The following is a 22684-nucleotide window of genomic DNA, read 5'->3' as shown; positions in this document are numbered from 1 at the left end:
TTGAATTATTCGTAGGAATTTAGTACATGATCGATTTGATAATCCGTTGGTAAAATCGCTTGTAGCTGATCGACGTTTTGAAAGGCATCTCCATTCGAAAACCACATGAAACCGAGCGCATCATGTGACGGAAGGATGAACGGTAATCTATCACGTGCATCAATCACATGCGTGTATTTCGCTTCTTTAAAGATCCATTTTCCAGAGGTTTTCAACTCAAACGTGGGGCGAGCGAACGTGATGAGGAACGTTTCACTATAGGCAGCTCGAAAAAAGGACTCTTCTAAGACGAAACGCAGATCGTTCGCATTCAACACTTCGATACAACAGTAAAAACTGGTGCGCCAATGATCGCCTTCGTACCGCGGATGTTCGTGGCATACGAATGGTCGCGATTTTAAACGTTCTAAGAGGTGCATCTCATCTTCTCTAATCTCATCAAAATTAGTCGTGATATATAAAGGAAAATGATTGTAGCGAACTAGCGTGTCATACAATACCTCCTCCGTCAATTCACTCGTAAAGCTACCTATTGTATGGTCACAACACATGATTTCGTAGATAGTTTGCAAGTGACCAAGCACATTGATTTCGGATGTCTGAAGCATACGTTGGATACTCTTCGACTGAAAAAAGTATTCATCGATCGTCAGCTCGTTCATACTGTCACTCCTACCTGTGTCGTCATTGCTCAATTTTTTCGGTTAAAGTTTTTCCCTTCAGGATAGAGCCCGGTCAAGCGTCTGCCATAATGAACTTTTGCCTGCCCCATCCGAAGCCGTGTCACTCCATACTGTTTCTTAAAATATTCAATGACGGGTTGGACGATCTGAGATGGTTCGAGGACATGAAGGACGAATTCGATGGCTTCCGGACCATAATCATCCTCAACAAAATAACCGTTGCCGATTTGAAAAAGAAATGTATGAAGGTCGTCTTCGATATTCGAACGATGCTCAAAGATGATGTCATACTCTGTATCCTGACAAAAGATTTCGACGACAATCTCATAGTAATCTGCTTCTTGAACGGCGGAGTAACCGTCTTTTTCTTTCTCCGCTACGAGCTCCCGAATGTAGGCATCCAGATTGAAAAATCGCGAGAACTTCTGCTCGCTCATTGGTTCTTCTAACCGCTCTCCCATAATGCCGTGAAACGTGTAAAGTGTCCGTCCATCCTTCTCGAACAACCAAAAATGATTATGACCGTTGATTTGTTTAATGAGTTGCATGCAGTTCCTCCCGTTCTTATAGGTCTGCGAACCATTCTCCATTCAGCTGGCGAATCACCGTATCGCTTGGTAACTGTTGTCGCAGTCGTTTCGCCCAGTCTGTACGAAGATCATACGCGAAGTGTTCTTCGTTCGAGAGGACATAAAGCATTCCACCATCATGACCGACGATCACGACGGTCGTCTCCTCTGGATAAACGAATCGATCTTCTAGGACACGTGTTTTTCGATACGTCGTTTCGACCTCTCGTTGAATTGACAAACGATCGGAATATGAAAACATGAACAGTTCGTTCATTAATGCGGCTGCATAGGCTTGCTCAAGGATGAGTTCGAGCATCTTAGCATCTTCAATCTTGACCGTGAAGTAATGACTCTCCCTTGTCGATGTTCGTTTTCCGCGTAACCATCCGTCCGTTTGTTTTTGCTTAGACAAGACATGTGAAGTGAACGACATTTGATGTTGCGTGAAGAACGCTTTGTTGTCTTTGTCTTCTTCAAAAGCAAAAAAGGTCGTGTAGATCGGAAAACGATTTTGATGATTTAGAAAATCAAATAGGAAGGTTTGAGTTTCGACCGCATTCCCTTGTGCTTCCGAATCAAGGTCAATGGCATATGCTTTTTTTAATGGTCCGTCTAGCAATAATGGTCGTTGAATTTCATCTTCAAAAAGAATATCTGTAATCTCACACTCGAGAACGAGGAGTTGTCTTTTAGCGTTCAATGCTTCGATTGCTTCTTCTCCCACGAGCGGATGCCGCTTTAAATTAAGCAACTGCATCTCAGTTTCATGTAACATCTCATTAAATTTCTCAGTACCGTATTGTTCGATGTATGCGACTTCTGAAGCAAAGATCGGTACGAACCAGACCGGTAGTACCGTTTCCGGTTCCCCGAATGCCGCGTCTCCTTTATGGACTTGAAACGATTCTTCAAAGTAGAATGGTGTCGTCACGTATAGAGCAGCGAAGCCGTACTTCGATAACAATCCATCTGGCATCGGTAAATACTCACCTAGATCATAAGCATGTCCAGTCTTCCATGCTTCTAGCGTCAAGCGATAAACCAATTCAATCAAGTCCGACTCAGCATCTTGTTGCATGACGGATAGCATCACTTCTTGATGAACGATAGCACCATTTTCGAATTGTAACGGATGGCGTAACAGTCCAAGTGACGTCATCGTGATAGCATTAGCACACGGTGCATTTTGAAACTGCAACAATTGAATCGCCTGCTCTTGTAATTCTTCAATCTCTAGATGACCTGTAATTTTACCGCAATGAGCTTCTAAGTGTTCTATGTAATTCATATTTTATATCCTCATTTCAAGACATTAAAAAATGTCATTTTCAAAAAGTATCTTCTACCATATATTATATATTTCATAATACATTTTTGGGATTTTTTATTTTTTATACCTGTTACTTTAATGTTTTATTTAGTTGCACAAGATGGACGCCTTAGTTCGAAAATAAGAACTGCGCTTCATATGAAAGACGATTAGAAAATCGATGAAATGTAAGCATAAAATCCTGTAAAGCGGTATTTCTTACTTAGGTAAAGAATATCGAGACAACTGAAAATGTCAAAAGATGACTCCGGTGCAATACCGAAGCCACCTCATAGTAACGAAAAAGTTAAAACGACTTTTTTGAAGCGTCCATTTGTTAGGCTGTACTCACATGTACCGTTTTCGTTCGAAGAACTTTCCTTCGATCCATGTCCAAATCCGAATTGCTAGGTAAACATCAATTATGCCAATGATTAATGTAACAACAATCATGAGAACACCACTGTATTCAAAAACGAGTAGAGGATGCAAGATTGTAAAAACGACACTCAAAAGAATTGGAATTGTGATACCCATCCAAATAGAATTAAACAATAGTGCCTTCCACATCCAAATCATTCCTTTACTTAGAAATAGATTGTTTAAGTTTAGCATGTGATAAACGGAAAATGTGAAGTATGTGTAGATGCTTTAATAGCACAACCGCTAGAACTCAAAATATGGTTAAAAGAAGATGTGCTACGAATCCTTCAAAGCAATCCATCGAAGTGTTTGAGAAGTTTTTTATTTTTATATTTCTTCGCATAATCAATAACCGTTTTCCCATTGTATCCTGATGATTTGGATCTACTCCGTACTGTAGCAACACTTGAACGACCTTAGCGTGATCCTAACTAACTGCTAACATCAAAATATGCCTCATTTGGATTGAACGGATGTATAGGTACAGGTATTCCTCTTACAGTCCTTCCTCGAAATCTCTATAAATCAAAATCCAATTTAGTTGATATATTCCATTTTGATTACAATTTTAATTTAAAACACTTTTATGTAAGCGTTATCATTATACTGTATACGGTACTTATTCTTTATTTAGGAGTTGAATCGAATGGATACGGTCATCAGTCATTATTCGAAATTCAAATGTCCACGTTGTCGCGAGAAATTCAAGGATGAGATTCTCATTGAAGATTTACATAGTGTAGCGTACGAAGACCGGCGCTTAGGTCTCGAAATCCAGTATGACTTTTCTTCGGAAGTCGCTTGTCCGAACTGCCATCATCAATGGCTCATTGAAGGCAATGTCTGGGAGTATCCTGAAGGCGTCATCGATGCCATCGAACTATAGTGCGACCAACATGAAACACTTCCCTTTTTCTTAAGTAAGCTACATATGAAGTGTTGCCTTGATGTACACTATCGGTAATACAGAACGTGTACTTCGGAGGTGTTCGCATTTGAAAAGTAAACTTTTATTTTTACTGCTATTTTCGATCGTCTGTCTAGCAGGGTGTAGTGATTACGATCAAGACGGAAATACGACGAGTGAGGAAGCAAAACAGAAATATGATGCAGCCATCGATCAAGTCATTAAATCTGAAAACCAGTACTTAAAGCAGCAACAGGACAACCGCCAATTAAAGCGAAACACTGATGAAACGGGTGTCATCGTCTATGAGGATCAAGATTTAATTGAAATTTATTACAATCAATTATCTGGACGTGAGACAGCCATTTATCAGAAAGACGGATCAAATTACGAGCGAAAGACATATACGAAACAAATCAACCGTAAAATTGATTCCTCTGAAAAAAAATACCTTGAGAATATTGGAATCAAGTAATTCCAATCCTATAAGGCTGATGTATTACCTATTTAAATGGTCGATGACTCTATTCTTTAATGGAGTCATCGTCTATTTTTGCGTTTTCTCGCCCTTCTCTTTCATGCAGCCGACCGTTTTATGGTACAGTTCAGATGGTATTTTTTTAATATTTTGTTTAAGGTGGGAATTACTGTTGGAAAAAATCGTATCAATCATCATTCCTGTATACAATAAGGCGACGTATCTCTCGACATGTATCGAGTCGATTCAGGCACTTAAACTTGATCATTCAACAATTGAAGCCATTTTCGTTGATGACGGTTCGACGGACGAGTCGTTATCAATTCTTCGCACTGCTGCGCAAACGATGGATTTCATTCGCATCATCGAACTTCCTGAAAATACGGGCAGTCCTGCACAACCGCGAAACGTCGGAATTGAAGAAGCGACAGGTACCTACGTCACGTTCTTAGATGCTGATGATCGTCTCGATCCAGTCGGATTCCCTCGACTCGTCGCACAAGCCGCTTCGCATGATGCCGATATCGCATTCGGTCAAACGATCAAACATACCGACACGTCGATTCAAAAGGTTGGTCGCTTTGCGTCGTTTACGACAGCGAATCAGCTTGTTCCGTATGAAATCGACAAAGTGTTCCGCGCGGTCGGACCTCCGGGGAAAATTCTGAAGCGCTCCGTCTTGCTTGAACATAACATTCGGTTCAGCGCGATGCAGTACGGTGAAGATAAACTCTTCTTCTTTGAAGCCATCTCGAAATGCCAAACGGCTTCGATGAATCCGGCACCGGTCTATCACGTCAATCGTTTCGCGATGAATGATTCGCTTGTCGGACAAACAAGTATTTTCGAAAAGACGACCTTCAATTTACAAGTGCTTGAGAAAACGCTCGAACTTGATATTCCGGCAGTTGCTAAAACCCATGCTTTGAGTCGATTGATCGAGATGGACTTCCTCTCCCGACTGTTCAACAACAAGCGTTTCCTTGAGCATCCGCAACAGCAGACCTTTTTTGACCTGTTCCGCGAAATGATTGCCGTTTTTGAACGCCATGGTGCAGATCCAGCGGATTTCATTTTTGATGACATCTTTCAAAAACAGTACGCCTTACTTCAGCAAAAAGATTATGACAGCTTCGTCACCTTCATCACGTTGCTCGTCCAAAAACATAAAGCCCGGCGATATGTATCGGAGAATCGTCTTTATTACCGGATGCCTGCTTCGTTGAGTCATCTCGGTCCTGTCCTTGAGCCATTCTTTGCTACGTATGCAGGCACGCGTCTCGTTGATGGTCTCTTCTATGAAGTCGTACAATTACTCAAAGACGACATGTCTTCGGTCGATCAAGTTCTCTTAATCGCACCCAATGATGAAACAACGGAGACCGACGTTCCGTTCCATATCGATGAGAACGAACTGTTCATTCCGACGGAGGCACTCGAACCGCGTTCAGATCCATTCCAATTGATGCTGATCCATGACGACTATCATCCGTTCGTCGTCCGGATGACGTTACCGAGTAGTGTCGACGAAATGCATTTGCATTATCAGCAACTTAAAGTCGAATTTCGTCCCGAGGAACAAAAATCACCGTTACAGAAAATCGACGCGACGAAGTATCATATCGAAGCACCGACGCAAGTCGTCGTACTCGAGAAAGCCTTTTTGTATGATGACCTCGAATTCGAGCATAAGCAAGCAGCGCTCGAAGTCGGTCAACTCCTGACGATCAGTGATCTACAGTTGACGCTTGCTGGCACACCACGACTCGTCACGGCTGATGGGGCTTACGTCACGGCAAACAAAAAATATATCCATCTTCCGCCTGTGATCGATAACGAGACGTATCTGACTGTGCCTCCAGCAACAGTCCGGATTTTGAAGACATGTAAACAGTACGCCGATCGTGACTTTAAAAATGAACTACCGACGAAAAACACACCCGATACGGTGCTTCAAATCGAGAAGGTCGTCCTGTCATCGAAAGGCACACCACGCTTGAAAACGGCTCAGGATATGTACATCACAGCCAATCGATCATTCGTTCAACCGATCAACGAAGCTTAACAATACACCTAGGGATAGAGAGATCTCGTTCCTAGGTTCCTTATTATTCCAACAAAGTATGCTATAGTATGGACAAGGTTCACCATATGATCCATATTTTATGCTACTAAATAAAATTGTAAGCGCTATATAAGGAGATGCCCTATGACACGAGATTTGTTTTTTACATTGAATACGTTAGCAGCCCAGCGTGGCGGTTTATCAAAAGCAGTCATTAAACGCGCGAATGCGATCATCGCGGCTGATCCGGAGCGAAACGTGACGCTCGTGACGTTAGGGATTCAACCGAATCTCGAAACAATTCGTCAAGAGATGGTCGAAGCACGGTTGCTTGATCCTCGCATCCAGGTCGTCAACGTCATCAATTATTTAGCACGTCGCCAGGCAGACAAACGGTCCGTCGTTTCTTCGAAAGCCGAATTGATTCCGCGTTGGGAAAAACGGTATACGTTGTTCCTCGATGCGAGCCGTGCCGAAAAAGATTCCTATCGATTGTTCGACAATGGTACATACGTCCAGTACGCTCGGTTTGACGCTAACAATCAGCTCAGCTTCATCGATTATTTTTCAGAGAATCGCCATCGCCTACGCCGCGAGGAATACCTTGATAACGGGCAGTTGGTGCAGACGATCCAGTATTCGCTTACATCGAATAAGCCGGTCTCTCGTTCCTTCTTCCACAGTGATGGAACGTGTTATTTGACGATTTGGCATAAAATCAACTCGGCGGATTGGAGCCATCTGTTTTATTTCGAAGCCGGTCAGGAAAAACAGTTCAATGATCCAGCGATCTTTAATACGTTCGTTTTGAACAAGCTGTTAGATCAACATGACGCGGTCTTGATCTCATCAGAATACCGGGATCGTCTTGCCAACCTACCGAAAAAGAATTTGGATGCGGTCATCCTAGACATCAAGCATCCGAATATTAAAAAGATTGCCTTCGGGCATAGCAATCACTTCGTGTCGCCCTTCAATGAGACAGCAGCCGTCAGTGGTGTCTGGGATACATTATTCGGTCGCATCGACGAGTGGGATCGTGTCATCACGGCAACACCTCGTCAACAAGCGCATATGACCAACCAGTTCGGTCATCCGGAAACGTTCCATGCGATTCCACACGGTGTTGGTGCTGTTCCGGAAGCCGACTACTCGGTACTTCCTGAACCTGATCCGAATCGGTTCATCGTTGTCTCGCGCATTCAAATCAAAAAGGATGTCGCTGCGAGTGTCCGTGTCATGCGGAAGATCGTCGACCACCACCCCAATGCCTTCCTTGATTTCTATGGCTTCGGTTACAACGATCAGCTCGAAAAGGATCTCCATGCTTTGATCAAGGAATTGTCATTAACGAAGCACATCCGTTTCAAAGGGTTCGTTACGAACATTCAAGACGCTTATCATGGTGCTGTCGCAACGATCTTCACGTCGCAATCCGAAGGGTTCGGGATGGCAATCCTTGAGAGCATGGGTCACGGTGTTCCGGTCATTGCCTACGATGTTTGTTACGGTCCCCGTGAAATCATTGAGCATGGAACGACTGGATTTATCATTCCACCTGGAGACTCGTCAGCCTTTGCTGACGCAGCGATTCGCTTGATGGAGCAACCGTCCCTAAGACGTCAAATGGGCGAAGCCGCCTTGCATTCGGTTGAGCGTTTTTCGGATGATCTTTTCACGAAAAATTGGCTGATGCTTTTGAATCAGCTCGACGAATAGTTAGTCGACCTCCTCCCCTGTGAGGAGGTTTTTTTGTCTATCCACCAAAGTCCGCATTGTTTTTCAAATTTTAGGATGTTTTAGCTATTGGTTATGATAAAATGCTAATGGAAGAGAACGCTTTCATATAACATCTTTTAGTAGGAGGTTCCTTGATTCCATGCTGTTTAAATCTGCTCTCCGGGTGCTCCAATTTGGACATTCCGTACTTCCGAAAAAACAAAAAAAACTTAAACGATCGGCATTAAAAGAATCGTTACAGATTCAATCTTCGCCGACAGACTATACGCTATCCGGTCAATTGAATGATCCGTTGCTGACGATCACGTCGTTACGTATCCGCGATCGATCGCAAGAGACGGTCCTTGAAGTGCCGAACCAACTGGACGATCATCGCTTCACCTTTCAGCTGTCGCATTCAATCGTGTCTCAACTGAGTCAACATGTTGCTCAAATGCAAGAAGAGGCGGACGTTCCGACGATCGAAGAGGACGGTCTCGCTGAGATCGAGTCCGTCGAAGCCGATCAAGATACGCTCTATCCGATTGGTCGTTTTTCACTCTGGCTAACGTTCACAAAAAAAGTCGAGCATCTCACACCGGAACAATTACAAAAATGGGAATCCGACGGGTTACCGAGCCATGCTACGCTCGACGCGACCGTCTTCACCCGCGAAATTCTGTTAGGGCGCTTTCTTGATACACAGATTCCTGCGCCTCTCGCGCCGTTGATGGATGAGACGTTCAACGAATTCGTCCAGTTGTATACGGATCTAAAAGGCAACCTGCGTCTCTTGCTGAATAAAGAACCGCAGATGAAGCCGAAAATTCAAATCGATGCGGTCCGTAATGAGACGAAAGCGACGACGGTCATAAGCGGAAAAGCCTTTACGCGTCATGCGTTCATCAAGACGGGACGGTTGCTCCTTGTTCACCGAGAGAGTGGCGATCAAGTCCCTGTCCCAATCGATTGGTTGTACCAAAACGAGGTAAGTGCGAAAAAATTCGGATTGTATCGCTATCATTACACGGCGAAGATTCACTGGTCACAACTCCATCAAGCAGCCCAATTGCAAGAAGGGGTTTATGATGCTTTCATCGCGCTCGATTTCTATCACCGATCGGAACCGAAATTATACCGTCTCGGTCGTGCCCGTTATATTACGCGTCAGCTGACACCGGAAGCGTTAGGGAAAGATGAGACGTCGACGATGCATATCATTCCGTACTACACGGTCGGTCACCGGAATCTATCATTTGAGATGACCGAGTTCACGAATGAAAATTACGCCTATCTGAATCATCTGATGACGTTCGCCCCGCTCTACCGGCTGTTTGCCGAGAAGAACACGTGGCTCGTCGGAGAACGTCCATATAAAGCGCAGGACAATGGTTACCACTTCTTCAAATACATGCGCGAGACTTATCCTGAGCGACCGGTCTATTACGTCATCGATCCGGCGTCGAACGAATATGCGCAAGTCGCTCCGCTCGGAAACGTCTTGCCGATCAAATCGAAGGAACACATCTATCACTCGTTGATGGCAAAGAAGGTCATCGGGACACACCACGCGGAATACTTGTATCCGCTTCGCTCGGAGCCGTTCAAACGCAAGATGCGAGCAGATCGTGTCTTCATCCAACACGGAGTTCTCGGAACGAAGAACATGAACAATCAATACGGGAAATTTGCTGCTGCCTTCGACACGGATTTGTTCCTTGTCAGCTCGGAGCGGGAAAAGCGACTCGTCACACAAGATATGGGATACGCTGAGCGCGAGGTCAAAATTACTGGCTTGTCTCGCTTTGATGCACTCTTGAAAAATGACGTCCCGGTCAAACGTCAGATGCTCGTCATTCCGACGTGGCGGTCGTGGCTACAGACGCCTCTCCAGTTCTTCGAATCAGAATACTATCAGCAGTATCAAACGTTCCTATCGAGTGATCGTTTGCATGCGTATGCGAAACAACATCGTCTCGAGATCGTTCTTTGCCTGCATCCAAACATGCAGCAATATTCGAGTCATTTCGAGAACTTACCGATCACGGTCATCCACCAAGGCGAACGTGACGTCCAAGGGTTGTTAAAAGAGAGCCTGTTGCTCGTCACTGACTACTCGAGTGTTGCCTTTGACTTCAGTTTCTTAAAGCGACCGGTTCACTATCTCCAATTCGACCCGAAACGCTTCATCGGTCCACTCGGTTCATATCTCGATCTCGAGAACGAATTACCGGGTCGAATCTCAAAAACGATTGATGACCTGTTCGACGATCTTGACGCGACGGCACGCCGTAATTTTGAGATGGCGGACGAATACAAACGACGCGCTGACGTCTTCTTGACGAAAACGGATACGACTTACTCTGATCAGGTCTATCAAACGATCATGAACTATACGAAACAGACGAGCCTCTTTGAAAAGATTCAGACGAACGAGGCAGCGAACATTCTCTTTAAGGTCTATCGCCGAAGCCGGTTCTACTTCCCGACGATGAATGCTGGATATCGACTCATGCAACGCGTCTTGCCGGTCGACCCGAAACTCGTCGTCTTCGAGAGTGGGCTCGGTAAACATTACGCGGACAGTCCGCGTTACATTTATGAGGAACTGAAGAAACAAGCACTCGGCTACAAAGTCGTCTGGATCTATAACAAGAAGCTTTATCTCGGTGATCCGAACGCTAAAGTCGTCAAACGCTTATCTCCTGCCTACTTCTATTACATGGCGACGGCGAAGTTTTGGGTCAACAATCAGAACTTCCCGCATTACATGACGCGACGGAAAGAGACGACCTACATCCAGACGTGGCACGGCACACCTTTGAAGAAGATGTTGTTCGACTTAGACGAGATCCATGGACGGGACGAAGGCTATGTCGAGCGTGTAACGAACGCGATCCAGCAATGGAGCGTCCTCTTGTCTCCGAGTCCCTATGCGACGAACATCTTTAGAAGTGCGTTCCAGTACGGGGGACCGGTCGTCGAATCTGGTTATCCGCGAAACGATCTCTTCTTTACGGCGAATAATACGGCGACAATCGAACGGATCCGGACGCAGCTTCAACTGCCGGAAGATAAGAAAGTCATCTTGTATGCACCGACTTTCCGTGACCATCAGTCGCTCGGTAAAGGGAAGTTCTACTTCGACTATCCGTTTGATTTCGACCGGGTCGCAGAAGCGTTAGGCGATGAGTATGTCTTCTTGATTCGGACGCATGTGCTCGTCACGAAAAAGCCGAAGATTCCGGCACAGCACCGGGAACAGTTCATCGACGTGACAACTTATCCGGATATTCAAGAACTATACTTGATCACCGATCTACTGATCACGGACTATTCTTCTGTTTTCTTCGACTTCGCGAACATGAATCGTCCGATGATGTTCTATGCGTATGACCTTGATCTCTACCGCGATACGCTGCGCGGGTTCTACCTCGACTACTACAACGATCTTCCAGGACCGATCTTAGAAACGGAAGAAGCATTGCTTCACGCCTTATCGGACATTCCGCGTCTGACGAAAATGTATCAAGCGCAACTCGATGCATTCCGTGCGACGTACGGTCCGATGGAGGATGGGTTTGCCGCTTCTCGTGTCGTCGATGCGTACTTCAAAACGGATCAAACGATGCGCACTCAAACCCTTGAATTACTTGAACAACCAGACGGCAGTTACTCTGTTTGACCGATGATACGAAAAACGGCTTGCACCCTTTTACGGATGCAAGCCGTTTTACATATTTTATTCGTCCGTTGCTAACTTTTCTGCGAGGACCTCGTTGAGCTTTTTCTTAAACATCGGAGCAAAACTTTCCGCATACGTATTCGTCATATGGCTGTTATCGCGATAGATGACGACATTGCCGATAACGGGACGGTACTCACCTTTGACGTGGAAGTAACGCGTCAAATCCAGCTTATGGAGCGACTGGTTCGTTTTTTCGAATTGTTGCCAATACCCTCCATCCGTTTGATTCGGTTGTGCGTTCATCTGTTTCGTCGTATGAGCGATGCTTGTCGTCTCCAGTGCCTCGAGTACGTTAAAATCGTATCGTGGATTGTCCCGGAGTGCTAGCCCCTCAATCCCATACTCGTCCTTGACGAACTGCATCTGGTCGACCATTTGTTGATGGATGCTGTCTTTTGAAGCATCCGCTGCCGTCACGTGCGAGATGATCAAATCGACATCGGCATCTTTCAAATAGTTCAAGACGTTCTGATTCCATATCCCTTTTAGCGAGTCCGGTTCATAGCCGGTTGAAAAACGTGTTCCTGACCGCGTCAGGTTAAGTAAACGGATGTCCGTCCCTTTGATTGCTTCATGTAAGGCACCGAACCATTGCTCCGAGTGCGAGCTACCGACGAGTGCGATCGTTGCTTTATACTCCTTCGTCTTCCCGTATTCGCCGACTTTTGCTTCCGTCTTTTGCAGCCCTTGGTTGCTACCATCCGTATGGACGAGGGGTAAGTCATTGAAGACGTTCGCATATGACGGGAATGGGTCTTGCTTCGGTACAGACAGTGCCTGTTCAATCGCTAAGGCACCCGGATATTTATTCTTACTGACGGCTTGTTTCAGCTCTTGTTCTTCCATATAAGCGAATCCGAGTAATGATCCGATTAACAAAACGTTGACCGTCAACAGCGCACCTAATTTCTTGAACGCTGTCCGATTGACGGTTGAAGTCCGGATCGGTTTTTCAATCCATTCCGTCATCAGATACGATAAGCCGATCGACGAGACAATAATCAATGTGCCGACGAGCAGACCAGGTGTTTGTTGGACGTTGTAGCGATAGAACTCAAGCAGTACCCAGTGCCAGAGATAAATCCCGAAGGCAATCCCACCGAGCTTGACCATCGGTTTTGATCCGAGGAACCGTTTTAATCCGAATCGTGTCTCTTGTGTCCCTGATAACACGATCATCAAGGCGCATGTCATCGGCCAGAGTGCGATGTAGCCAGGGAACATTTGCGAGACATTAAACAGGACGCCGGTCGTCAGCAAACCGATCAGACCAACCCAGCCGATAATCGTTGCCACCCATTTCGGGATACGGATCGCCGATAAGTTCACGCATAACAAGCTACCTAAGGCGAATTCCCAAACCCGTGTCGGCGTAATGAAATACGCCCATGGCTGATTGACTTCAGTCAGATAGATCGAGTACGCAAGTGACGTGACGAACAAGAATCCAAGCAGACCATTGAGGACGGCTTTAATTGACCGAATCTGATATTTGTTCATCATCCATAAGATGAACGAAAACAAAACGAACCAAATCATATAAAATTGCCACTGGATCGATAACGCCCAAAAATGTTCGACGGGTGACTTCATTTGCGTCGCGTCCAAATAATCAGTACTTGAGACGGCGAGTTGCCAGTTTTGATAAAAGAACATCGAGGCGACGACTTCACGAATCGTTTTACCGAGAATCGATGCTGGTAATAAAAACGTACTTAATACCAAGACGACTCCTAAGATGAATAAAACCGATGGCAACAGTCGTTTCAGCAACTTTGTCACATACGGAAGGAACTTGAACTCTCCTGTCCGGTTGATCGTCGAGATGATTGATGTCGTGATTAAAAAGCCCGAGATGACGAAGAAGACATCGACACCACCTGAGACACGATTGAACCATATGTGATAAATTGCGACGAGTAAGGCAGCTACCGTGCGTAGCCCTTCGATTTCTGGACGAAACCGGCTTTCAATATCAATCCGTTTCTGCCCAGACTGACCAGATGCTTTCCATTCTTGCATGCTTCTATGTCCCTCCATCTACTTCTACACCTACGAATCCTGACGATTGCAGCGCATTTCTTGTACAGTTCGGTATGTACTCACCATTTCGAGAAAACGTTTCCATTCACTATGATAGAACATATTTCAAAAAATACAATGCCAATGAACTATAATGCCGTAAGAAACTTGGAAAATATGTAAAAGAAGTGCATCGGGTACAAATTACATTAGAAATTGATGCAAGTAGTCGTCAAAAATCCGTCGCATCACTTTCGGTGTGTTCTCGATATAGATTCGCATCTGTTCGACGTTTGCTTCGACAGCACCCTCGTTCTTCTCTTCGGTCGGAAAATCGGAAATGCCTTTGATGATGATACATTCAACGGCATTTTTCTGACAGATGTACGCGACAGCCCCCGCCTCCGTATCGGCAATCGTCAGACCGTTATCTCGCAGTTCGATATAGTCTCGCCACATGACGACAGCGCGATCAGCCGTTCCGATCGTTCCGAGATGAAAGTCGTTACCATATTTTGAGACGTCGAGATTGACGATGAATGACGGTTTAATGAGTGGTTCAATCTCTTTGACCGTACAATCATATTGAACGCCACGATCTGGAACGATGATGTCAAGTACGTCGTACCTGGGGTCAATCCCGGCACACGTTCCGGCAACGATGACCTTCGTCAATGAGAAACGGAGGATCATATATTGATTCGCTCCGATGCCATTTACTTTTCGAACGCCCGTGCTGTAAAACAGAAGTGTCTTCCCGTTTATCTCACGCGTGAAGTATTCACCATACGGATAAGTGATTCTTTCCTCAGGCGAGACATGAAAATACGCAAGTGTCGCGTCAAACTCCCATGTGGTGGCGATGCTGATTCCAATCATTCCATCTTACTCCTTTATTTTTATCTTCATTATGAAGATATTATTTTCTTATCTCCCAACATTAATCCCAAACCCGTACACGCTCAATATCTGCTGTTCTTAAGTAATCGAGTAACTGTCCTGTATGCACTGCTTCGTGATAAGCAATTCGTAACAACATATCACCGAGCGAACGCACATATCCTGATTCCGAACGATCAATCTCAACGATCGCTAAATCTGATTCCGTTAGTTGCTCGACATATGCCATGAATTCCTCACGATAGGCTTCCGCAAAGTCTAATTCCTCTTGCACGGATACGAAGTCGCGCCCTTCAAACGGGGACTCATACGACGGTAGACTGCCTCGATTCTGTAAGGCTAAGAAATAATAATACTCGCTGTCTAACACATGACGGATCATCACAAAACACGTCATGGCGTTCTCATCCGGTTTCCAGTTCAATTTATCTTCAGGAATCGACTGCCAGACTTTGATGCTTCTTCTTCTCACTTCGTTTAAATTCCATACCGTCCAATCGATTGCGTTCACGATACATCCTTCCCTTCAATAGCGAATAAGTGTTCTCTTAATCTCTATTTTGACAAAGCAATTTGAAAATCCTTTAAAAATTAAAGACAGGAAGCACCCGCAGATGTTTCCTGTCTTGTCGTCCATCGTTCACTTATTCTCTTCCTCAGATAACGCATCAATCTCTTTTTGGCGCAAGATCTCCGCAATCTGATGGTGTTCATTATCCAGTGCCGCATCACGCGCTGTCCGTCCGTCTTCATTTCGATGCAGTGGATTGGCTCCATAAGAGAGTAATAACCGGACGACCCGTTCATAGCCATAAGCACTCGCTAATGCGAGGACTGCCGTATCGCCATCCGCGACGTTTTCCGCTTCGATGTCAGCTCCTGCCTTTAGAAGCACTTTGACCGCTTTCGAATGATTATTCCCGACTGCGAGATACAGCGGTGTGAATCCATCTAATCCGACAGCATCGACTTCTGCTCCTGCCTCCAGTAATAGCTGGACTTTTTTCGACTTACCTTCCTGCGCCGCATAATGTAGCGGTGTCACTCCTTCCCCGTCATCGGTCCGTTGATGTAACAACTCGACGTTCTGCGCTAGTTTGCGTAAGACTTTTTTATTGCCGCCCCGGCCCGCTACTAAATGAAGTGCTGAGAATCCGTGTTCATCTAAATCAAGATGAGCGCCTCGCTTGATCAAAAGTAACGCAATGTCGGTCTTTTGATCATAAAGCGCAATATGCAATGGTGACATCCCGTCCTGATTCGGAAGGTTGACATCCGCCCCGTGATCGAGCAACAATTCGACGATCCGTAGGTACCCTTCCTGAATCGCCCAATGAAGTGCTGCAAATCCTTCTTCATCCAGTTCGTTCAGATCGTCACCACGTTCGATGCAGCGCATTACTTGTTTTCGTTTGCCCAAAAAAGCAGCATCTTGGATGGATCGTTTCGTCATGTCCGTTCGCCCCTCACCTGTTCCGTCATTGTCCTCATTTTACAACAACAATCAGTTGTCATGCGCAAAAACGCCTTTGAACATCTGATGTCTTTTGTGACAAGTTCGGTATGCCATTCGTGAAACATCTTTATTTTAAGGAAATGAATAGATAAAGATGTAAAATAAAAGAAAAACTTTTTGAAGGAGCTTTTCATGATCATGAAGAACAAGTTGATTCGTTTCACTCTAGTTGGATCTGCTGTTACGATGCTTTACGGATTTTCGAATGATTCCATGGCACATGGAGCCGAATTCAAAGTAATTTCTACGAGTTATTCAAAACCCTTTACGTCCATTCAAGTTTTCAAAAATTTCAAGCCAATCGAAACTAAACAATACAAAATATCAGGAGTCACCAAAATCAGTGACGGTTTAATTTTTGATATGTATGGAGATACGTTGATTGATTTGAAATCAAAGGATAAATCCGTACATAAGACTGAGGTAAATCCACTAAATATCAAGAGAGTCAACGATGGACTCGTTTCATTGAACAACTCGAATTTGAATGAGTTTTCGATTACCAAATATACGACTAGTTATAAAAAGAGCCAAGGTACGAAACGGTTCGTCGGTCATGCGAGGGATTTCATAATCGATCAGAGTAACATCTATGTCTTAGCAAACGTGTACGGTGACACAAGTCGGGATGTTACGCTTTATACGATTGACCGGAAAAGTTTAAAAGTAAAGAGTGCAAAAATCATCCCTCAACTCACTTTTGGATTCTACTTTAAAAAGATTGATCAGCAGCTCAAGATTTACGGAAACCTGACGGAAGAAAACGAAGAGTTAGCCATCAGCACGTATGACATCAAAACGAAATCTAGTGAATTGACTCTCACAGTACCCGAAAGTGTGATGTGGGTCAGTAAAACAAAGCAAATCTCAAGTCAGAAAGAGCTTCTATTAAATGCGTATTCGTTACTCGAAGTCGATTATAAGACGAAACAGGTGAAGCGAGCTTATGCTTCAAACAATGCGTTGATTGATTTTCGATATCATGCTCCGGAACGATGCTATTACGTCCTAGAAGGAGATGTTGAGCGAAGAGTATACACCGTCACTATACTTAATCAGAAGATGAAGAAAATCAAGAGTTCCATCATCACACCACCGCCACATACGTTCCCCGTCGTACTTTCATTATAAGCAATACTTTCTTTGTACTCTAAGCAATGCATCTCGCACTTAAAAGACCACCAATTTCAGGTGGTCTTCGTATATCTCTTACTTTTCACTCGACTTATCCTGCAGGGAGCGCTCTACCAAAAGTACGAAAACGACTGCTGTTAGGACGCCAAGCACGCCTGGTAACACGGAAACGATCGGATCACTGAAAAATGCCGTTGGGATGAGTACTGTCATTCCCCACTTCACACCCTTCAAGATCGCAAGCGCTAGGAGTAAGATCAGGAAGATTGTTTTCTTTTCGACACCTGCGAAAAATTGTCGCTCTGCTTTTTTATCAGCCTTCACACCGAGCCACGTTAACATATGTAGCACCTCTCTTCTCCTTTTTCTACGTTTCGACTAGACGGATTGGTTTCATGAATTACAAAAAAACCACCCTGCATCATGTCAGGGTGGTTCGTCATTTAAATATCTAGTGTCTTGATAAAAGCTTTAAGCTCATCTTTCATCTCTGCATCTTTTAACGCATATTCGATCGTCGTCTTGACGAAGCCGAGTTTCTCCCCGACGTCATAGCGGTTGCCTTCGAAATCATACGCAAAGACTTGGCTATCCGCATTCAAGCGTTCAATCGCATCCGTCAATTGGATTTCGCCGCCTGCCCCTTCTTCTTGATCTGCTAGATAATCAAAGATATCCGGTGTCAGTACGTAACGTCCCATGATCGCAAGATTTGACGGTGCTGTTCCGTGTGCCGGCTTTTCGACGAATTGTTTTACATCATACAGTCGTCCGTCTTGTGAGACCGGATCAATGATGCCATAACGATGCGTATCTTCCGGACGGACTTCTTGTACACCGATGACCGATTTTTCTGTCTGTTCGTAAACGTCCATCAATTGTTTGATTGCCGGATTGTCCGACTCGACGATATCGTCCCCGAGTAAGACAGCAAACGGTTCGTTGCCGATGAATTGTTTTGCCGTCAGAATGGCATGCCCGAGACCTTTTTGTTCTTTTTGGCGGACATAAAAGATATTCGCAAGGTTCGTTGAGAATTGAACTTTCTCGAGCAATTCCGTTTTACCGGAATTTTCGAGTGTGATTTCGAGTTCTTTTTGGTTATCGAAATGATCTTCGATGGCTCGTTTATGTTTACCCGTGACGATGATGATATCTTCGATGCCGGCTTTTGCGGCTTCTTCGACGATATACTGAATCGTTGGTTTATCAAGTATCGGTAACATTTCTTTTGGCATTGCTTTTGTCGCAGGTAAGAAACGTGTTCCGAGTCCTGCTGCTGGAATAATAGCTTTTGTGATCTTTTTCATATCGTTCATCCTCTTCATCGTTCAAGTAGTAGATTTAGTTGTTCAATTCTTCTAGTAATCGTCCATAATTCTTTACAGCCGTCTCAAGGTACAGGGATGGCTTCGTCTCGACCCGCTCGAGTGGTTGTTCGACGAGTTGTACCATCGCTTGTGCGAAGGCTTCCATGTCATTGGCTGGAACAAGATATCCGTTTTCGCCATGGGCTATGATTTCGCGTGGTCCGTATTTCACATCATAGGAGATGACCGGACAGCCGACATTGATACTTTCCATGACCGTCAGCCCGAATCCTTCAAATTCACTCGTTAACAACGAGGCTTTCGATTCACGGAACACTTCTGCCGGATTCGACGTAAAACCGTGGATTTCGATATCGTCCTGTAAACCGAGCTCCTCGATCAAGCGTTCCATCATCGCGAGTTGCCCTTGTTCATCCATGCCGTAAAGGACGAGTTTCGTCGTGTGACCTGACTGTTTGAAAAGTGCATAACTCTTGATTAAATGATCCATCTGTTTTTGCAGACCGAATCGACCGATGAAACAGAATTGATCTTTGACCTGGTCACGTCGTTGCGCTTGTTCCGGAACGATGAAATGCGGAATGATGGAGATTTTCTCTTCCGGGATGTTATACCGTTCTAAGATGTCTTCTTTTTGGTGATTCGTCAGACTGATGAAACGTGTCACCTTATCAGATTCTGAGAACATCGTCGCGTACGACCCTTTGACGTTTGAACCATCTAAATGCGAGTTATGGATGACCATGACGCGTTTGACGGCTGCTTTGATGTTGAGAATCGAGCGATCGAGTAAACGAGCATCGACGAACAAAACATCGCCATCTTTAAACAGACGGTTGAAGTAGTATTCAAACAAATCCTTTTCTTTTTTGAACGCTTTGTACATTCTGCCGTTTCGATATAATTGAATCAAGACGAGTTTCGGACGTGCCATTTCATTGTAGAACTTCTTACAATAGACAGCACCTTCTGAATCATACAACTCCTCCATCATTTTCCCGTGATGGACGGGTGAGTAGATCGTCTTGCGGTGCAATTGACCGTAGACGTTGTATTCCCAGCGCTCGACCTTTTTAGGCGATGCTTTCGTCATGAAATCTTCGAATTCGACGACTTGCGTCTCCGGATAGAATTTACGATAGAGGACGTATTCACCCTCTTCATCATAATAGCGAACGGCATCACTGCCTTTTTTCTCAACGCTTTTCAACCCTTCGATTTCACGCGCCGATTCTTTGACGATCGGCTTGTTCCGAAAACGGGTTGTCGGAATGCTCAATAATTTATAATCGGATAACCAATCATAAATGTTTTCGAATTGGACCATTGGACCGACTTTTTCTTCAGCTCGGAACTGTTCGTACACTTCCATGTAGTTGGCATTGTAGTTCGTCGTGACGATCGTCGAACCAACACTCAATTCTTTTTCCATGAGTGCAATCCGACTCAACAGTGATTTCGTTCTACCACCGTGTTTCGGTGGTAATGTCGATGTAACAGTATACAGCATCTGTAATTACTCTCCTCTACCCTTTAAGATCGATCTCTCTTTTTTTGTGTGAGGTCAACCTATATATGTTACCGAATCTGCTATTTTCTAAACGTGTCTTGTTCAGACAGTTAAAACCAATACAATTTCTATTTATCCCCTTTTTTACGAACAAAGTCAATTATTTTTGCATAATATCCAATCATTGTCATGGTTCTGCAACTAGTAGTTCGTAAAGCTGAACGAGCGGTCGATTCTACCCAACAAGTTTAAGGAGATAAACGACACTTCACTGATTTCCATTCAAACTACATCTTTGCAGAAATCGGAAGATATTGTATGGTGAAGGATGTAACAGAGATACCATATGATTCAGAGTGAGAAAGGAAGCCATGCATCAATGAAAATCACCTGTCGTGACCATACGTTTTTGATCGAGAATCTCCCGCAACAAACCCTATATTTAGCTATTAACGAACAACATATACCTGTACAACAAACAGAAACAGGTTTTTCGCTATCGATCGATACATTACTCGATATTTTCCGAAAAAAGAATCATCCCATTAAATTCGTCGATGAACTTGGAACACCGATCTCATTCAAACATCTTTCCAAGCCACTGGACATCGCACCGAACAGTTACATCAAACAAGGGAAACATTCCTATTTCATCTTCATCGATCAGGACGATGAGCTCAGTCTGATCTATAACAAAAAACCGTCCATCATGAATTTTTACGACCGAGATGTCCAGTTTGAGGGCATGACGCGTCAAGACGACGTGCTTCTATTGAAGTTTTCGTTTCACTCGAAATATGTCGAAGTCGCGCAACCGAGTTGCTTCGTTAAATTCAGACATCAGGAACAAAAAATCGCTCTACCGATTGAACGCTTCACCGTCACACCAGTCGACGCCTGTCGCTTCAGCACCGAAGTCGAAGCCGTGATCGATAAAGAACTCGTTGAGCAGTTGCTCGGTGACCGGTATACATACGATGCCTTTAACGCGAACATCTATGATCTTTTATTTGGCTTTTCGATTCGTGAGATGCCGATATCTGGATTCACACCTCGGATTCGTCACTTTAAAAATCATCCAGAACTCTTGAATGACGAGCACTGGTTGCCGTTAAATGAGCAATACGATGTGTTGGTTCGTCCCTATTCGACCGTGTCAGAACGCCTTGCAATGCGTCTAATCCCGGTGCCAGTCGAGACTGTCGAATATTATGCAGAACCCCGACCGTTACTTGGACTGGATCCAACTAAGAAGACGATCGTCTGTTATGAATACCCGGATAAAGCACAAGATAATGGGATGATTTTCTTCAAGTACCTTGTTGACCAGCACCGGAAACAGTTCAACATCTACTACATCATCAGTCGGTCGAGTCCGGACCTCAAAAATCTTGCCGGATATGAGAACCATATCGTGTTCTATAAATCTCCGGAGAATATCGAGGTCGTTCAGGCTGCGGACGTTTTATGTCATACGCATTCATCGAGTTATGCCCTTCCCTTCTCGACGTATCGGACAGAACAGTTCATTCAGGAAAAACACAAAATCTTCCTGCAACACGGTGTGACAGGTTCGAAAGACGTGAGTAGTATTTATGGTAAAAAATTACCCCATCCCTTTACGAACTTATTCGTTGTGTCTTCGGAAAGAGAAAAAAACCTGATTGAACGCGACTACGGATTTGATGCGGATGAAATCGTCGTAACAGGGATGGCCCGATTTGATCAATTGATCACCGAACGGTCACGTTGGCTCAAGCGGTATAAGAATCGGAAGAAGATTTTAATCATGCCGACATGGCGACCGAAACTTGATACATATCCGGACGAGCAGTTCATGGAAAGTGACTATTATCAGGAGTTTCAAGCGTTAATCACGGACGAACGGTTGAAAAACTTAGTGATGGACAACAAGTATGAAGTCTCGTTCTACCTCCATCGTAATTTCCAAAAATTCAGCCACTTGTTCCATTCGGATTTCGTCGATGTCGTCGGTCAGGATGTGTTCACAGTCAAGGAGCTACTCGAGAATCATCATGTGTTGATCACAGATTATTCGAGTGTCGGTCTCGATTTCTCCTTGATGCACAAAAAGGTCCTCTACTATCGCCCACCTGTCTTGATCGGTGAAGATAACGCTGGTGAATCGACAGACTTATTACCAGGAGACGTCATCGAATCCAGAGAAGCCTTGATGGAGTCGTTACGCGAATTGAAGATGCCGAAACGCTTTAAGCGCAATCTCAGTCACATCTATGCTTTTGATGATACAAAGGCGAGTAAGCGGATTTTTGAAGCGATGCAACATCATTTTCATCTATAACAGACAAGGAGCAATGAGACGGTCTACCGTTTCGTTGCTCCTTT

General features: G+C 44.5%; 18 protein-coding genes. 7 read left to right on the top strand and 11 right to left on the bottom strand.

What is annotated here, in order from left to right; translation table 11 throughout:
* Nucleotides 1-5: 5 nt before the first annotated feature.
* The 4 genes from VJ374_RS06860 to VJ374_RS06845 form a co-directional block, all read right to left on the bottom strand.
* Nucleotides 6-662, bottom strand: coding sequence for a hypothetical protein (locus VJ374_RS06860; protein WP_329470758.1), 657 nt, complete (start codon nt 660-662; stop codon nt 6-8).
* Nucleotides 663-691: 29 nt separating this feature from the next.
* Nucleotides 692-1231, bottom strand: coding sequence for a hypothetical protein (locus VJ374_RS06855; protein ID WP_035408330.1), 540 nt, complete (start codon nt 1229-1231; stop codon nt 692-694).
* A gap of 16 nt (nt 1232-1247) precedes the next feature.
* Nucleotides 1248-2543, bottom strand: coding sequence for a suppressor of fused domain protein (locus VJ374_RS06850; RefSeq protein WP_329470757.1), 1296 nt, complete (start codon nt 2541-2543; stop codon nt 1248-1250).
* A gap of 369 nt (nt 2544-2912) precedes the next feature.
* Nucleotides 2913-3101 carry a hypothetical protein gene (locus VJ374_RS06845; RefSeq protein ID WP_290784004.1) on the bottom strand — a complete coding sequence of 63 codons (189 nt, stop codon included), beginning with the start codon at nt 3099-3101 and terminating at the stop codon, nt 2913-2915.
* A gap of 532 nt (nt 3102-3633) precedes the next feature.
* On the opposite strand from VJ374_RS06845, the gene VJ374_RS06840 reads away from it, so the two are divergent.
* The 5 genes from VJ374_RS06840 to VJ374_RS06820 all read left to right on the top strand — a co-directional run bounded on the left by VJ374_RS06840 (nt 3634) and on the right by VJ374_RS06820 (nt 11841).
* Complete coding sequence (locus VJ374_RS06840) at nt 3634-3873, top strand: hypothetical protein (protein ID WP_035408336.1); 240 nt, start codon at nt 3634-3636, stop codon at nt 3871-3873.
* 109 nt (nt 3874-3982) lie between these two features.
* A complete protein-coding gene (locus VJ374_RS06835) occupies nt 3983-4369 on the top strand; it encodes a hypothetical protein (protein ID WP_329470754.1) in 387 nt (128 codons plus the stop codon).
* A 175-nt stretch (nt 4370-4544) separates the two neighbouring features.
* The gene (locus VJ374_RS06830; RefSeq protein WP_329470752.1) at nt 4545-6437 is read left to right on the top strand and encodes a glycosyltransferase family 2 protein; all 1893 of its coding nucleotides are present in this window, start codon (nt 4545-4547) and stop codon (nt 6435-6437) included.
* A gap of 144 nt (nt 6438-6581) precedes the next feature.
* A complete protein-coding gene (locus VJ374_RS06825) occupies nt 6582-8156 on the top strand; it encodes a glycosyltransferase (protein ID WP_290749803.1) in 1575 nt (524 codons plus the stop codon).
* Between the two features lie 160 nt (nt 8157-8316).
* Nucleotides 8317-11841 (top strand): CDP-glycerol glycerophosphotransferase family protein, encoded by a 3525-nt coding sequence (locus VJ374_RS06820; protein WP_329470750.1) that lies wholly within the window; start codon nt 8317-8319, stop codon nt 11839-11841.
* A 57-nt stretch (nt 11842-11898) separates the two neighbouring features.
* On the opposite strand, the gene VJ374_RS06815 is transcribed toward VJ374_RS06820, so the two are convergent.
* The 4 genes from VJ374_RS06815 to VJ374_RS06800 form a co-directional block, all read right to left on the bottom strand.
* Entirely contained in the window at nt 11899-13926 is a 2028-nt protein-coding gene (locus tag VJ374_RS06815; protein WP_329470749.1) for an acyltransferase family protein, read from the bottom strand.
* A 204-nt stretch (nt 13927-14130) separates the two neighbouring features.
* A complete protein-coding gene (locus VJ374_RS06810; RefSeq protein WP_329470748.1) occupies nt 14131-14805 on the bottom strand; it encodes a 5'-methylthioadenosine/S-adenosylhomocysteine nucleosidase family protein in 675 nt (224 codons plus the stop codon).
* A 61-nt stretch (nt 14806-14866) separates the two neighbouring features.
* Nucleotides 14867-15337: a DinB family protein gene (locus tag VJ374_RS06805; protein WP_329470746.1), complete on the bottom strand. Its 471-nt coding sequence runs from the start codon at nt 15335-15337 to the stop codon at nt 14867-14869.
* A 129-nt stretch (nt 15338-15466) separates the two neighbouring features.
* Entirely contained in the window at nt 15467-16279 is an 813-nt protein-coding gene (locus VJ374_RS06800; protein WP_329470745.1) for an ankyrin repeat domain-containing protein, read from the bottom strand.
* Between the two features lie 201 nt (nt 16280-16480).
* Between VJ374_RS06800 and VJ374_RS06795 the strand changes: the two genes are divergently transcribed.
* The gene (locus tag VJ374_RS06795) at nt 16481-17473 is read left to right on the top strand and encodes a hypothetical protein (protein ID WP_329470742.1); all 993 of its coding nucleotides are present in this window, start codon (nt 16481-16483) and stop codon (nt 17471-17473) included.
* 78 nt (nt 17474-17551) lie between these two features.
* Here the strand turns inward: VJ374_RS06795 and VJ374_RS06790 are convergent, their stop codons facing one another.
* The 3 genes from VJ374_RS06790 to VJ374_RS06780 all read right to left on the bottom strand — a co-directional run bounded on the left by VJ374_RS06790 (nt 17552) and on the right by VJ374_RS06780 (nt 20317).
* Nucleotides 17552-17827, bottom strand: a complete 276-nt coding sequence (locus VJ374_RS06790; RefSeq protein ID WP_329470740.1) for a hypothetical protein — start codon at nt 17825-17827, stop codon at nt 17552-17554.
* Nucleotides 17828-17919: 92 nt separating this feature from the next.
* A complete protein-coding gene (gene galU, locus VJ374_RS06785) occupies nt 17920-18786 on the bottom strand; it encodes a UTP--glucose-1-phosphate uridylyltransferase GalU (protein WP_329470738.1) in 867 nt (288 codons plus the stop codon).
* A gap of 34 nt (nt 18787-18820) precedes the next feature.
* Entirely contained in the window at nt 18821-20317 is a 1497-nt protein-coding gene (locus VJ374_RS06780; RefSeq protein WP_290749761.1) for a glycosyltransferase, read from the bottom strand.
* A gap of 346 nt (nt 20318-20663) precedes the next feature.
* Between VJ374_RS06780 and VJ374_RS06775 the strand changes: the two genes are divergently transcribed.
* Nucleotides 20664-22640, top strand: coding sequence for a CDP-glycerol glycerophosphotransferase family protein (locus tag VJ374_RS06775; protein ID WP_329470734.1), 1977 nt, complete (start codon nt 20664-20666; stop codon nt 22638-22640).
* Nucleotides 22641-22684: the final 44 nt, after the last annotated feature.

The organism is Exiguobacterium sp. 9-2, from assembly GCF_036287235.1.
Taxonomy (GTDB): Bacteria; Bacillota; Bacilli; order Exiguobacteriales; family Exiguobacteriaceae; genus Exiguobacterium_A.
Note: the sequence above shows the minus strand (reverse complement) of the source record. Positions and strands in the feature narration are given on the sequence as shown.